Here is a 13,407-nt window from a genome sequence, read left to right on the forward strand (position 1 = left end):
CCCTAAAGACACAGTACCAGAGGGAAAGTCAATCAAGTAAAGCAGCGGCATAAACTCAGATAACTGATAATGCTAATCGAAGGGGAAATGTTCCGTTGGGGCCGTAGTCGCGTAAGCGACCGGAGCGCCCGTAGGAACAGTCACCCCTTTAGCACCAATTTAACCTTTCACTCCACCGGCAGTTAACCCCCCGACCAGCCAGCGCTGTGCCAGCAAGAAGACTGCGGTGATCGGGATGGCAGACAGCACGGCTGCTGCGGCGAAATCGCCCCACAGGTAGTTTTGCGGGTTCAGATACTGCTGCATCCCCACCGCCAGGGTATAACTATTGACATCCCGTAATAGCAGGGATGCGACCGGGACTTCAGTGATAGCTGCAATGAACGACAGAATAAACACCACGGCTAAAATAGGCACTGACAGCGGTAAGAGTACCAGTCGGAAAGCCTGCCATGGGGTCGCACCGTCCAGAGCTGCCGCTTCTTCCAGTGAGTTATCAATGGTTTCGAAATAGCCTTTGATAGTCCAGACATGCAGGGCTATCCCCCCCATATAAGCAAAAATCACCCCGCCATGGGTATTCAACCCAACAAATGGCAGATATTGCCCGATTCGGTCAAACAAGGCATATAAGGCGACCAATGACAGCACTGCTGGGAACATCTGGAAAATCAGCATGCCTTTCAATAGGGTACTTTTGCCACGAAAACGCATACGAGCAAAAGCATAAGCGCAGGTGGTGGACAGTGTCACAATGCCAATGGCGGTGATCACCGCTATTTTGATTGAATTCCACAACCACAACATCACCGGGAATGGCGGTGGGGTCACACTGCCGTCAGCATGAGTCACACTCATACCCAGAGCCAGCTTCCAGTGTTCCCATGAAATCTGATCAGGGATCAGACTGCCGGTAGCAAAGTTACCCGGCCGCAAAGAAATGGTAATCACCATCAACAATGGGAACATAATCAGCGCGATAAAGCACAACATCAAAAAATGGGTGCCCCACAGACGCAAACGCTGGGATTTAGGTTGAACCATGGCCATCTGCCTCTCCTCCTTAATCGAAATTCATTTTGCTGGCTTTCAAGTTCAGTATCGCGAGCGCGCCTACCAGAATGAAAATCAGGGTTGCAATCGCCGCAGCCAAACCAAAGTCCTGCCCGCCGCCCCCTTCAAAGGCGATACGGTAGGTGAAGCTCACCAGTAAATCGGTATACCCCGCCGGAGTGGTAGTACCAATCATATCCGGGCCACCGTTAGTTAATAACTGAATCAGCACGAAGTTGTTAAAGTTAAAGGCAAAACTGGCAATCATCAGTGGCATTAGCGGCTTAATCAGCAGCGGCAATGTGATGCGGAAAAAGTTCTGGAATGGGCCCGCGCCATCCATTGCTGATGCTTCATATAAATCTTCCGGGATCGCTTTCAGCAGCCCCATGCACAGAATCATCATATAAGGGTAACCGAGCCAGGTATTGACGATCAGTATCATGCTCTTTGCGGTGATAGGGTCGCTAAACCAGGCGGGTTTAATGCCAAATAAATGGTTCAGCATCAGGTTGATTTCACCGAAACTTTGGTTAAATAACCCTTTGAAAATTAATATCGAGATAAATGCGGGCACGGCATAAGGCAGGATCAGTAACACCCGATAGGCGGCTTTGCCTTCCAGGGAATCCCATTGCACCACACAAGCCAGCACCATACCCACTGCGACAGTCAGCACGACGGTCATTAGCGAGAAAATAATGGTCCAGATAAAGATCGAGATGAAAGGCTTCTGAATACCCTCGTCGTGCAGTACCCGCAGGAAGTTTTTCCAGCCGATAGTGACGGTAAAACCGGGGCTGAGCTTTTCATTTTCCCACTGTCCATCCGTATTAATCGCCTGATAGAAGCCGATATTAATATTTGGCCGATAGATCACGCCAGTTTGTTTATTAATCAACTCTTTGCCATCAGCGCCCAGCTTATATAGCGGGCTGGTTCCGGCGAATTGACGCAGTGAACTCATGCGCAATTCCCCGCCATCCGGCAGGATAGCGACCAGTTCACTGAGTGCTTGACGATGTTGGGTAATGATACGCAGTGAAGCGCGCTCGCCCGTTTGTTCAGCGCCGGTTGGTGTGACTTTTACTTTTTGCTCAGTCGCCACATTAATATTGAAAGGTTCAGAAATCAGTACGGTATTGTCGTCCGGATTGGTGAGCTGTAAACGCCATTGGCCATTGCTTGGATAGAGACCAAAGTTAAAGGTTTTACCGGTCTGGAACTGCCGGTCCATTAATACCGACTGAGCGCGCTCAAAGGTTAACTGATTGGTACTGCTGTAGTTGGTAAAAGCGATGGCGATAGTACAAATCAATGGGAACAGAACAAATAGCCCCATCCCTGCCACGCCGGGGTAAACATAGCGCCAGGCATAAGCACGGCGGTTAGCAAAGACATACAGCCCCAGACTCACCAGAATAAGCGTCACGATGGCAAAAAGATATTCACCTTGAGCATACATCAACACGATCAAATAGCAGGTGAACAGACTTAATACGCTGATAACCAGCCATTTAAGGACATCACTCTGCCACCAGGAAATTTTCTTTTTACGGCTTTGATACTCGGTGTGGGATAACTGCATAAAACTCCCTTCATACTCTTCGTACTTAAAGTCGCAGCGGCGTTAGCTGCTCTCGTTACTCGGCCCATCCATGGCCCTTGCCTCTGTGAGGCCGCTGCAAGCAGCGTTCAAATCTGCTCCCTGCAGATTTGTCACCCGCATCACTTAGTTGTGTAAGCGCATCGGGATTAATGAGCCTTATAGAGGCTCACCTACGGGCTGGCATAAATGCTGTTCAAATCGGTTTTCACCGAGTTGTCGTTCATTGGCTGCCTTGCTGCAACGTCAATTACGTTGAGTATGGTTATAATGTTACAGCAAGTGGTATCAGGGCACGGCGAGCCGAGCCCCTTTTACAGCTGAAACTGTTATTTAGTAATACGGGCAGCCGCATCGTTCAATGCCGCTTCTACGGTCTGACGCCCACTGATGGCGTTTAGCACCGCACTGCGGGTGGCATACCAGAAAGCCGCCATTTGCGGAATATTTGGCATGATTTCACCTTTGGTAGCGTTCTCCATGGTGGCCGCAATACGTGGATCTTTTGCCAGTTGTTCCTGGTATGATTTCAGTGCAACAGCACCCAGTGGTTTGTCTTTGTTAACCTCCGCCAGGCCTTGGTCGGTTATCAGGTAGTTTTCCAGGAATTCAGTGGCCAGTTCTTTGTTCGGGCTGGCGGCGTTGATACCGGCAGTCAGAACACCCACGAACGGCTTAGATGGCTGGCCATGGAAGGTTGGCAGCAAGGTCACGCCGTAATTGATTTTGCTTTTATCAATGTTGGACCATGCCCACGGACCATTGATGGTCATCGCGGTTTCGCCTTTGTTAAAGGCGGCTTCTGCGATGGAGTAATCAGTATCGGCATTGATGTGCTTATTCTTCACTAAATCGACAATAAATTGCAGACCTGCTTTCGCGCCCGCATTATTCACACCGACGTTTTTCACGTCGTAAACGCCGTTTTCAGATTTGAAGGCATAACCGCCGTCAGCCGCGATAAGTGGCCAAGTGAAGTACGGTTCTTGTAGGTTCCACATGATGGCACTTTTGCCATTAGCCCGTAGTGTTTTATCCAGCGCAGGAATTTCCTCCCAGGTTTTCGGTGCTTCTTTTACCAAGTCTTTGTTGTAAATCAGCGACAGTGCTTCAACTGCGACCGGGTAACCAATCAGCTTGCCATTAAAGCGCACCGCGTCCCATGTGAATGGGAACAATTTGTCCTGGAAGGCTTTAGATGGGTGCAGCTCTGCCAGTAAACCGGATTGTGCGTAGCCACCAAAACGGTCATGCGCCCAGAAGATAATGTCCGGGCCATCGCCGGTTGCAGCCACTTGTGGGAATTTCTCTTCCAGTTTATCTGGGTGCTCGATGGTCACTTTAATACCGGTATCTTTCTCGAATTTCTTACCGACTTCTGCCAACCCGTTATAGCCTTTATCGCCATTGATCCAGATAACCAGTTTACCTTCTTCAATTTTGGCAAAAGCAGAGGAAGAGAGTACCAGCGTGGTTAGCGCTGACAGAGCCAAAACACGTGCGGTCTTACTAATGCCGGATTTTGTAAAGTTGCGAGTCATAATCCAATCCTTTTATCCAATTTTGTGGGTACCGACTTTTTTGTGAATCATTAGCTGTCAATTATTACGCTGACATATTGAGTCACAACCGGATGCACCATCATCCTCCCCCTCTCTACGCCCCCCTACGAGTTATTGTGACCCACTTAACACTGCGGCCTATTCTGTGGTGTTAGACACAATAATACCGGTCGAAATTTGTAGGTCAGATCACGTATTTGTATTTGTGATGGAACTTTTGCCGACTTTGGTCGTTCCTTCATCCTCCCAGCGCCTCCCCCATGAAAAACGTTGTTACGGATGATTACCAAATAGTGGCACTCGCGCACTATCGGCAACATTGAAAAACGGCACCGTCATTGAAAACAAGGTCACCGACTTTGAAAACAGCGTCAGCAGCATTGAAACGCTGTCACCAGCAAGAGGGTATTGTTCGGTTAATTATTGCCCAAGTAGATCAGTGCGTTGCAGCGTTTACCAACGTACAGCCCTATACTCAGGCCGCGACGCCGTCCGGGGCAACCAGGCTCCACGCATGGCGGTACGGCGCGCGGCAAGAGAGTCATCAGGGACTGGGAGTAATCAATGGGTCATGCCGGGATTTGCTTCCGCCATTTTTCTTCATTCAGGTTTATACGAAAAGTTGTTTGCGTAAGCAAAGGAGTAACACATGGCTAATGTAACGCTGAGTGGCGTTTATAAGGCCTTTGGTGAGGCTGTGATTTCCCGAGATATCAATCTGGAGATCGATGACGGTGAGTTTGTGGTGTTTGTTGGCCCATCCGGATGTGGAAAGTCGACGCTATTGCGGATGATTGCCGGTCTTGAGGACATCACCTCGGGTGAGTTGCTGATCGGTGGTAAGCGGATGAACGAAGTGCCGCCTTCTGAACGCGGCATCGGCATGGTGTTTCAGTCATATGCGCTTTATCCCCATTTATCGGTTGCTGAGAACATGTCCTTTGGCCTGAAATTGGCCGGCGTGAAGAAAGCCGAAATTAGCCAACGGGTGAATCAGGTCGCTGAAGTGCTGCAACTGGCTCATCTGTTAGAGCGGCGACCAAAAGCCTTATCAGGTGGTCAGCGTCAGCGGGTGGCTATTGGCCGCACTCTGGTCGCCGAGCCGGATGTTTTCCTGCTCGATGAACCGCTATCTAACCTGGATGCGGCGCTACGGGTGCAGATGCGCATTGAGATATCCCGCCTGCATAAGCGCCTGCAACGCACCATGATTTACGTCACCCACGATCAAGTCGAAGCCATGACCTTGGCCGACAAAATTGTGGTGCTGGATGCTGGCAATGTGGCGCAGGTCGGTAAACCGCTTGAGCTGTATCACTACCCAGCCAATCGCTTTGTTGCCGGTTTTATCGGCTCGCCGAAAATGAATTTTTTACCGGTTAAAGTGACCGCGGTTGAACCTCGTCAGGTACAGATTGAACTGCCAAATCCAAATGGTCAGTTAGTGTGGCTGCCGGTTGAAGGTGATCAGGTTCAGGTCGGCGCAAATATGTCTTTGGGTATTCGCCCGGAACATCTGCTGCCAAGCAGTGCCTCTGAAGTCACGCTGGAAGGCGAGATTCAGGTGGTCGAGCAACTGGGTAATGAGACTCAAATTCACATCCAAATTCCGGCAATACGTCAGAACCTGGTTTACCGCCAGAACGACGTGGTGCTGGTAGAAGAAGGTGCAACATTCTCTATCGGTCTACCGCCACAACGTTGTCATCTGTTCCGTGAAGATGGCACTGCGTGTAGGCGACTTTACCAAGAACTGGGCGTCTAGTTACCACGGCGTCTGGTTACGGAGAATGTAAAGCACGCATGCCGATAGGCAAATATAACAGGAGATTACTGATGACTACTCTGCGCAAATTACCGATAGCACTGGCTGTTGCCGCTGGTGTTCTTTCCACTCAAGCTATGGCTGTTGATTTCCACGGGTATGCACGTTCCGGTATCGGTTGGACGGGTAGCGGCGGCGAACAGCAATGTTTCAAAGCAACCGGTGCTCAAAGTAAATACCGTCTGGGTAATGAATGTGAAACTTATGCGGAAATTAAGTTAGGCCAGGAATTGTGGAAAGAAGGTGATAAGAGCTTCTACTTAGATACTAACGTCGCGTATTCCGTTTCGCAACGTGATGACTGGGAATCCACTGACCCAGCTTTCCGTGAAGCCAACGTGCAGGGTAAGAATTTGATCGAATCGTTGCCAGGCTCCACCATGTGGGCAGGTAAACGTTTCTACCAACGTCATGACGTCCATATGATTGACTTCTACTACTGGGATATTTCTGGCCCAGGTGCGGGTTTAGAGACTATTGATCTGGGCTTCGGTAAATTATCTATCGCAGCAACCCGTAACTCAGAAGCGGGTGGTTCAAGTGCCTGGATCGACAATGCCCGTAAAGATGCCGACCACACTGTCAACGATGTGTATGACATCCGTTTAGCCGGTTTAGAAACTAACCCAGGCGGCACATTGGAGTTTGGTGTGGATTATGGCCGCGCTAATACTCAGGATGACTACGCGTTAGCACCTAATGCTTCTAAAGATGGTGTGATGCTGACTGCGGAACATACTCAAAGCATGATGGGTGGTTTTAACAAATTTGTAGTTCAGTACGCGACTGACTCCATGACTTCGTATAACAGTGGCCATTCACAAGGTACGTCAGTGAATAACAATGGTCACATGCTGCGTGTTATCGACCACGGTGCCATTAATCTGGCTGAAAAGTGGGACATGATGTATGTCGCGTTGTATCAGGATACTGACTGGGACAACAACAACGGCACCACTTGGTACAGCGTGGGTGTGCGCCCAATGTACAAATGGACGCCAATCATGAGTACCTTGCTGGAAGCGGGCTACGATAATGTTAAGTCACAACGTACCGGTGACCGCAATGGCCAATACAAACTGACACTGGCACAACAATGGCAAGCAGGCGACAGCATCTGGTCTCGCCCGGCCATCCGTGTCTTCGCAACTTATGCCAACTGGGATGAGAAGTGGGGCTATAACGATGTGGCTGGTGCGAACAATGGTCTGGCGCAGAATGGTACCTTTGATACCAACAGTCGCGGCAAGAGCAATGAAGTTACCTTTGGCGCGCAATTCGAAGCCTGGTGGTAACAGTAGTGATGCAGCCTCCCTTGGGGGCTGTTCTGTTTTAATACCGGTGTGCGGGCGATGGCCCGCATTCTGCTGACAACAAGAAGCATACCCAAAGTAATTCGATAACTTTGCCAACCTTGCCTGTGCACAGTTAGCGCCGACGCTCAATGTATGAGGGTACAACAATGAAAAAGAATCTACTGACACTCTGTCTGGCATTGGCTTTAGGGGTCACTGCACCTCTGGCGGTGCACGCGGAGTCAACTATTTCTCCGGCGAATGTATCTATCGCGCCAACCATCAGTACTGCCACTTTGCAACAGTTGCCATGGCAGCCCTTGGTGCCGCCTGCGACTCAGGACATCAAACTGACAACCACCAGCCCGCAAATCTCTCAGGGGAATGTTGAAGGGGCGGTGGCTGCTTTTGCTTTACCTGCCGATCGTGGATCAATGGAGATCACGCTTAGCAGTTTAGTGACTGATAATCAGCTATTTTCCCCCAGTGTATTAGTGCTGGATGAGCAAATGCGCCCAGCAGCCTACTATCCCTCCAGCTATTTCACTTATGAAAAAGCGGGCATCATGACCCGCGATCGGCTGCAAGGGGTCATGAAACTGACTCCGGCGCTGGGCCAGAAACAAATCTATTTGCTGGTTTACACCACCCGCGATGATTTGGCCAAAACCACCACGCTGCTGGATCCGGCCAAGGCCTATGCTATGGGCGTGGGTAATGCGGTGCCGGATATTCCAGACCCGATTGCCAAACATATCCCGACCGGTAATTTGAGAATTAAAGCCACTGCCGAGCAAGGCATGGGCAACGTGATGATTGGTTTAATACAGTCGGCACCAAACCCGACTCCGGTCGTGGTGGGTAGCGCTCCTCAACCAACAGCGGTGGCGGCAGCAACGCCTGCAAAACCGGCTGAACCCATGCTGAGTGAGACTGAAAACTACTTCAACCAAGCGATTAAAGACGCGGTGAAAGCCGGTGACGTTGATAAGGCGCTGAAATTGTTGAACGAAGCGGAACATTTGGGCTCAACTTCAGCCCGAAAAACCTTTATTGGTAGTGTAAAAGGCAAGGGTTAATTCCCGGCACTGCCGAATATGGCTGGATGGTTGGTGTGCCTTGGCACACCTTTTTTCGTTGTGTTCTTCTGGGCGGCTACTGCGCATGGGTATTTTAGGCTTAGTCCAGTGCTCGCCATCCTCATGTACTCTATGTACATTCCGGTGGCTGTGTGCTGTCTGCACCTAAACTACTGCCGCTCGCTACGCCTCATTTTGCTTAATTCTGCTGTAAACACCAAGTTCACTCATTTCTTCACTCAATACTCAATCCTCCTCGTGACGAATAATCAGCGGGTTAGCTTCTTACAAAAAATTAAGGTTTAAGTAAGGATCTACAAGACATTTAATTTGGCCTGCGCCGGTATCATAAATTTAATGACGTAACGTTATTTCAAATGACGTTTTATTGTTTATTCATCCAATTAAAGGACTGATTGATGTTGAAGGAAACCCAACTTTGTTCATGGACTACGGCACAAGCATGGTCGGCTCCGTTATGGTCATCACCGAGTGCAGAAGATAATCTTTCGTTCTTAACCATGAGTTCAATCATGGCCCAACTGACTGATCCTGTGGAAGTGAAAGGACTCCCCTTAAAGGTGACGGCAAGAGACCAAGAGCTATTGGAAACAATGGCACAAAAACTGCCCAATGTAAGTTCGACCTCGGATCCGGCGTTCAGCCACGCGATGCAGCTAATTGATGGTGCCAGAGAATTAGATCAAAAAATATGGGCACAACAATTTCCAGAAATTAGTGATGCCCGAGTAGGGCGAATTGTGGATCTCTACCTGCAACTCTATGATGTAGAAGGATTAGAAACTGCAGGGGGGGTAAATGATTTATTAGGTTTAAGACCCGGATTGACCGCGGCTCAAGGGTACAAAAAAGCCCATGTTATCAGTTTAGATCGGGATATCCTGTTTAAGTTATCCCAAAAGGGCCTGACGCTGTCCACCGCAGAGAAACTGACCCCACTGGCGGCCCTAAGCCTTGTCTGGTGGCTGCACCAAGAGCATCAGCCCACACTGTCTGAATTATCTGCTGCCATTTATTGGCCTGAGAATAAAGAGATCCAGATGCAGGCGGCGATACTCTATAACCATTCCCATTATGGCAATCGCTATGGTGACATCGCGGGAGTTCCCACTGCAGATTTAAACGATTGGGGGCTGGAGCAGCTAGGTGCGCCGGAACTACCTGTTTCCCGAGCGGTTAGGGCATTGAGGGTTATCCATGAAGGAATGGATGCCCGGCCTGCGATATTGCAAGCACCGGAGGCTTATCTGGCTAATGGTTTTGCGCCGAAAAATGCCCAAGGGCGCTACCTGAAGAGTCAATCGCCGGAATTGGGCGAGATGATTTTAAACGGATGTGGCCAGATTGGATTTGATGCCTGTAGCCAGCAGGATTTCACGCAATATCTCGATTTTGAACACGCGGTAGGCAGTCTGTCGTTTTCACTCAAAACTACCCTCAAGCTACATTATCAATTGCAAGGTAAAGCCCTTGATGGATTAGAAGGTAAGGATAGCGCGCAACTGTATAACTTATTACTTAAGGAAGAAGAACCATTACATCAGGCTGGTGGGGCGCTCTACAGTCCAACGGCTATCTTCTTATCTCATTTCAGCCAATCTAATGAAGTCGAGCCACTGACCTTAGATCAAACGGTAAGTGTATTCAAACGCATCGCCGGATCAATAGATGTGTCCGCTTTGCATAAGGATGCTCAGATAACCTTTGAAAGAATAAAACAAATAGCTGACAGCATGGTTGCCGGTACGGCTATTGATGTGGAACGTGGAAGATTTGAGGTAGAGCTTATAGCACTGGCTAAATTTTTTGAGCCTGGTCATCCCTTACACACTCTGGTGTATTACAGGCTCTATAAATCCGAGCAAGAAAAAATTCAACGGCAATTAGATTATCTCAATATGCGTTTGGCTTATTCCCATCTTCCCGACGCTTTTGATGACGATCAGGCGATAAGAGAGATCCTGACAGAGGCTGGGGTGAAAAAAATCGATGATTCCAGAGCTTATTATTACCGTTATAGCGACCCGCATAAGCAAAATGATTCACCTGTTAATGAATTTAAACGGCGTCGGGATGCCAGCAATCGCTTTGTCGCCAATATGTCGATGCCGAGTAAGAACGGCAGATCGATTGACGTTTTTAAAACAATGGCAGCGAAAAAAGCGGAATATAATGCGAAGATCAAAGCTGATCAGATTGGCTTTGAATGGGCCGTCCGCTCTCTGGCAATCAAGACATTAATTGAAAAAGGTCAGCGGCCTGAGGGGCGTGCGTTGCAAAATAAAATCAATGCCATTATTGAGGGCTATCGGCCAGAGTCTGAGAACACGCGTTTTTGGCGTAATGCCTGGACCTCGTTAGAAGAGAGCTGGGCCTGTAAACTCCCGCTCCCGAACCCGATGTGTACTATCGCCAGAGTCGAAGGTCCACGTTCCCGTAACGAAAATGAAAATATGGCAGCGGGTATGGTGGCTATGGTGATGGAGGCGGGCCAGCTTCGGGGAATGGAACGTGGGGTGAAATTGATTGAAAATTCGCCACTGGGCGTAAAACCATCGGGTTCTTTGGCTCCTCCGCCACGGCCTGTTATACCTTCCCGTTTGCCGGTTGCGGAAGGCGAAGTGATACCAACGCGTCAGACGATACCAAGCCCGCATGGAAAGCCAGTTGAAGTGCAATGGGTTGAGCTAAAAGATCCACTCGTCTCTGGTGGAATGCGCGAGGCTTGGGTCAGGCCGGGGGGCGGCGCGAGCTATTGGGAAGTTGACTTAACTACCGGTAAGGACTTAGGTGTTGTCTTAAAACAAGGCCCTACATTTATCAAGCAAGGGCGGCTACCGGGGGGCGGGCCATCCTTATCAAAACCGTCGAGTTCTGCATTTAATCCCGAGATTAAATTAGGTAAAAGAATTGGTCGCGGAAACGCTGGCGATGTTTTTCTTGATGCCAATAACCCGGACTTCGTATTAAAGAAATTATCCACACAAGACAGTGTGTTGTTAACCGAAGTTCACATGAAAGAAGTTGAGTACTTTAATCGTTACTATGGAGAGGGCTCTGCTGAGTTCATTAAGCAGGGAAATCAACACTATATCCGGATGTATCGGGTGCCAGGTAAAACGCTGATAGAAATTAATTCTAAAATTTACCCCCCCAATGCAAAGGAACGATTTTTAAGCATGATGGACGATTTAGGGTATAACAATATTATTCATAATGATTTGAATTTTAACAATGTTTTATATGATAAAAAAAACAACACCTTTTACCCTATCGATTTCGATAATGCCTATGATGGATATTATTCAGCAAGTGATCCCAACAGTGGCAAGCAATATTGGGGAATAAAGATGCGGGTTGGATTTATCCTTGAACATATTGAAGAGTATGCACTCACTTAGTTTAGTTTGTTGGCTCATAATAAAGAGCAACCTGATGTCGCGGGATCCTCAATCTGCGCTACAATGTCCCCTTCTTTACGAATTAGCGGGGAGAGCCTTTTCTCCCCGGCAGGGAGCAAGCTAGATGTCTACCGGCGATGCATCAATTATAAAACCTATCCAATGGTGCGCCATTGATCAGCCAAATATTCCTGCTGACGTCGCTGACTGGCTAATGGAATTGGGATCGATGACCCGGCGTTTTGAGCAACATTGCCAACGAGTCCATGTCGAACCCCAGCGAGAATGCTTTATTACGCGTAATGAGTTAGGGGAAGATGCAGAGCACTTACCTGTAAGCGAACGCTATTGGCTACGGGAAATCATTTTGTGTGGTGATAATAAGCCTTGGTTGCTTGGGCGCACGGTTATCCCCGAGGAGACACTGTCTGGCCCAGATCGGGCGCTGGTGGATTTAGGCACCCTCCCTCTTGGGCGCTATTTATTTGGTGGGGACAATTTAAGCCGTGATTATATTCAAGTGGGGCGGCAGAATGAACTTTGGGCGCGCCGCTCGTTGCTGCGTCTGTCAGGCAACCCCCTGTTACTGACGGAAGTTTTTTTACCGGCCTCGCCACTGTATTCGGTTTAAGCCGTAGTAAGATTTTGGAGATGGATAAATTGAAGGGAAGTCCTGTTCAGAGCAAATGGCGGGCTTATTGCCGTTTGATGCGGATCGATAAGCCCATTGGCTCATTATTGCTACTGTGGCCGACCCTGTGGGCATTGTGGCTGGCAGGGGAAGGTATTCCTGAGCCCAAAATACTGATTGTGTTTGTCTTGGGTGTGTTTTTCATGCGCGCCGCCGGTTGCGTCGTCAATGATTATGCTGATCGACATATTGATGGTTTTGTAAAACGCACTGCATCCCGGCCATTACCCAGCGGCGTAATCAGTGAGAAGGAGAGCAAAATTCTGTTTGTGGTGTTAGTGCTGCTCTCCTTTGGTTTGGTCTTAACACTCAATAGCATGACCATCTGGCTGTCGCTGGCAGCACTGGCGCTGGCCTGGGTATATCCGTTTATGAAGCGGGTCACTCATTTACCCCAAGTGGTATTAGGTGCCGCTTTTGGCTGGTCAATCCCTATGGGATTTGCCGCAGTGAGTGAAAGTTTACCGCTGGTTTGCTGGTTGTTATTGCTGGCGAACATTTGCTGGACCGTCGCTTATGACACTCAATATGCCATGGTTGATCGTGATGATGATCTGAAGATTGGGGTTAAATCTACCGCCATTTTATTTGGTCAGCATGACAAACTGATCATCGGTTTGCTGCAACTGGTCACGCTGGTTTTGATGGTGGTCATAGGCTGGCTAATTAATCTGGGCGGGGCATTTTATTGGTCAATCTTACTGGCTGGCGCACTGTTTGTTCACCAGCAGAAGATGATTGCTCAGCGTGAGCGTGATCCCTGTTTCCGTGCGTTTTTGAATAATAATTACGTGGGTTTAGTCTTGTTCCTCGGGATACTTATCAGTTATTGGCCGTAAACGCACCGCTAGAAAACAGTCAAAAAAATGGCCGG

9 protein-coding genes and 1 pseudogene are annotated in these 13,407 nt (G+C 48.9%); 7 read left to right on the forward strand and 3 right to left on the reverse strand.

The annotated features are described in order from the left end of the window. Positions 1–159 precede the first annotated feature (159 nt). The 3 genes from malG to malE all read right to left on the reverse strand — a co-directional run bounded on the left by malG (position 160) and on the right by malE (position 4,200). Positions 160–1,050 (reverse strand): maltose ABC transporter permease MalG, encoded by an 891-nt coding sequence (gene malG, locus AEP37_RS13565; RefSeq protein WP_032896651.1) that lies wholly within the window; start codon positions 1,048–1,050, stop codon positions 160–162. 13 nt (positions 1,051–1,063) lie between these two features. Next, the gene (gene malF / locus AEP37_RS13570; protein WP_049613827.1) at positions 1,064–2,641 is read right to left on the reverse strand and encodes a maltose ABC transporter permease MalF; all 1,578 of its coding nucleotides are present in this window, start codon (positions 2,639–2,641) and stop codon (positions 1,064–1,066) included. 347 nt (positions 2,642–2,988) lie between these two features. Then, positions 2,989–4,200 carry a maltose/maltodextrin ABC transporter substrate-binding protein MalE gene (gene malE / locus AEP37_RS13575; protein WP_049613828.1) on the reverse strand — a complete coding sequence of 404 codons (1,212 nt, stop codon included), beginning with the start codon at positions 4,198–4,200 and terminating at the stop codon, positions 2,989–2,991. Between the two features lie 428 nt (positions 4,201–4,628). Here malE and AEP37_RS27255 point away from each other — a divergent pair. The 7 genes and pseudogenes from AEP37_RS27255 (at position 4,629) to ubiA (ending at position 13,372) form a co-directional block, all read left to right on the forward strand. Continuing rightward, positions 4,629–4,855 (forward strand): annotated as a pseudogene (locus AEP37_RS27255) (hypothetical protein). A 15-nt stretch (positions 4,856–4,870) separates the two neighbouring features. Then, positions 4,871–5,986, forward strand: coding sequence for a maltose/maltodextrin ABC transporter ATP-binding protein MalK (gene malK / locus AEP37_RS13580; protein WP_049613829.1), 1,116 nt, complete (start codon positions 4,871–4,873; stop codon positions 5,984–5,986). Positions 5,987–6,057: 71 nt separating this feature from the next. Then, a complete protein-coding gene (locus AEP37_RS13585) occupies positions 6,058–7,341 on the forward strand; it encodes a maltoporin (RefSeq protein ID WP_049613830.1) in 1,284 nt (427 codons plus the stop codon). A gap of 167 nt (positions 7,342–7,508) precedes the next feature. Next, a complete protein-coding gene (malM, locus tag AEP37_RS13590) occupies positions 7,509–8,420 on the forward strand; it encodes a maltose operon protein MalM (RefSeq protein ID WP_049613831.1) in 912 nt (303 codons plus the stop codon). Positions 8,421–11,155: 2,735 nt separating this feature from the next. Then, entirely contained in the window at positions 11,156–11,842 is a 687-nt protein-coding gene (locus tag AEP37_RS27900; RefSeq protein ID WP_408068332.1) for an OspG family effector kinase, read from the forward strand. Between the two features lie 124 nt (positions 11,843–11,966). Further along, positions 11,967–12,473 (forward strand): chorismate lyase, encoded by a 507-nt coding sequence (gene ubiC, locus AEP37_RS13600; RefSeq protein ID WP_049613832.1) that lies wholly within the window; start codon positions 11,967–11,969, stop codon positions 12,471–12,473. A gap of 29 nt (positions 12,474–12,502) precedes the next feature. After that, positions 12,503–13,372, forward strand: coding sequence for a 4-hydroxybenzoate octaprenyltransferase (gene ubiA, locus AEP37_RS13605; RefSeq protein ID WP_049613864.1), 870 nt, complete (start codon positions 12,503–12,505; stop codon positions 13,370–13,372). The last annotated feature ends 35 nt before the right edge of the window (positions 13,373–13,407 follow it).

Origin of the sequence: Yersinia pekkanenii, assembly GCF_001152565.1 — a bacterium.
Lineage (GTDB): Bacteria > Pseudomonadota > Gammaproteobacteria > Enterobacterales > Enterobacteriaceae > Yersinia > Yersinia pekkanenii.